This is a genomic window from Nocardiopsis mangrovi, from assembly GCF_042653925.1.
Classification (GTDB): domain Bacteria; phylum Actinomycetota; class Actinomycetes; order Streptosporangiales; family Streptosporangiaceae; genus Nocardiopsis_B; species Nocardiopsis_B mangrovi.
The window spans coordinates 1-671 of record NZ_JBHSFQ010000101.1; the positions used below are offsets into that span (position 1 = coordinate 1).

The window sequence follows — 671 nt, forward strand, 5'->3', positions numbered from 1 at the left end:
TCACACCACGATCCACACACCCCCCGAGCGCCCCGTCCAACGCCCCGCACACCTCATCGAAAGCCTCCGCGAACACCGGAAACGCCCCATACAACCCCCGCCCCATCCCCACCCACTGCGACCCCTGACCCGCAAACAACACCCCCACACCACCAGGGGCAGGTGCCCCGGTGACCAGTTCCGGGGCCTCCTCGCCTCGGGCGAATGCCCGCAGCCCCGCGACGGCGGCTTCGCGGTCGCGCGCCACCACCACCGCGCGATTCCGCAGCACGGCGCGGGTCGTGGCCAGCGACCGGGCGACGTCCCGGAGGGGGGAACGAGGCTGGTCCGACGGATCGGCGGAAGGGGCCAGGTGCTCGGCGAGACGGTCCGCTTGGCCACGGAGCCCTTCGGCTCCCCGGCCGGAAAGGACGTACGGCAGGACCTCGTGCGCGGAGTCCTCCTCCGGTCCGAGCTCGTGCTCTGCGCCGCCGACCGCCCGGGACGTCTCGGTGTCGGCGTCATCGTCCGCCGCACCGGTATGGTCCTGGGCGGCATCGGTGAGCGGGTCGTGTTCGAGGATGAGGTGGGCATTGGTGCCGCTCACCCCGAACGACGACACCCCCACGCGACGCGGCCGACCGGTCTCCGGCCACTCCCGCGCCTCCCCCAACAGCTCCACCGCCCCCGCC

1 protein-coding gene is annotated in these 671 nt (G+C 73.2%); it reads right to left on the reverse strand.

Annotated features, from left to right (window positions below; all coding sequences use genetic code 11):
• Positions 1 to 671, reverse strand: a 671-nt coding sequence (locus ACFO4E_RS30115; RefSeq protein WP_378580746.1) for a ketoacyl-synthetase C-terminal extension domain-containing protein, incomplete at both ends; no start/stop codon positions are given.